The 732-nt window shown below is 64.8% G+C and carries 1 pseudogene; it reads left to right on the top strand.

The window, feature by feature from the left end:
* Positions 1–315: 315 nt before the first annotated feature.
* Positions 316–732 (top strand): annotated as a pseudogene (locus tag AAFX91_RS42175) (hypothetical protein); the annotation flags it as partial.

The raw sequence follows: 732 nt of genomic DNA, 5'->3' as shown, positions 1-732 counted from the left end.
GTGTGCCGAGTATGAACGACAGCTTGGAGGTGGAAGTCCTCTATCCAGCCTGATGACGGCGAAGGATTAGCGAAGCGCAAGGGCGTCATCGCGAGGTGGGGTCTGAAGAAAGCGTGGAGCAAAACCGCGGTCCGATGGACAAGCACCGGATAACGAGGCCGACCCGGCCGGACGAGCGAGCCGCTGATCGCGAAGTCCACGGTCATCAAGGGCCGGGGCGGTAGATCCGGCGGGCGCGCGGTGAAGGCGGTCGGTCTTACCTCGGGAGATCTGTGCCGTGTCCCGGTAACGGGACTGAGGTCGCCGCAAGGCGGCTTGATCGCGGCGCAGAAGTCAGCAGAGGGCGTAGTAGGCGGCGGCGCGCCGCTGAAGGCCCGAACGGCGGAAGTGGTCAGTAGAGCGGTCCATCTCGTGCGAGCCATGCGGCAGAAGAATCAGGTCGAGCTGAACTTGAGCACCGGAGCAAAGGGTGAAGCCCTGGAGGCCGCCGCCCAAGAGACCGAAGCACGCGCGGCGGGGGCCAGTCTCGAACACCCAGCGGTCGCAGGGCCGTCGATGGAAGCAGTGGTCGAGCGTGAGAATCTGAAGAAAGCATTGGCGCAAGTGAAGCGCAACAAGGGCGCGGCAGGCGTCGACGGGATGACTGTCGGCGAATTGCCGGCCTACCTGAAGGAGCACTGGCTCACGATCCGAGCCCGGTTGCTTGACGGCACCTACAAGCCGCAGCCAGTG

It is taken from the genome of Bradyrhizobium sp. 31Argb, from assembly GCF_043638955.1.
Classification (GTDB): domain Bacteria; phylum Pseudomonadota; class Alphaproteobacteria; order Rhizobiales; family Xanthobacteraceae; genus Bradyrhizobium.
This window is presented reverse-complemented; position numbering and strand designations above follow the sequence as displayed.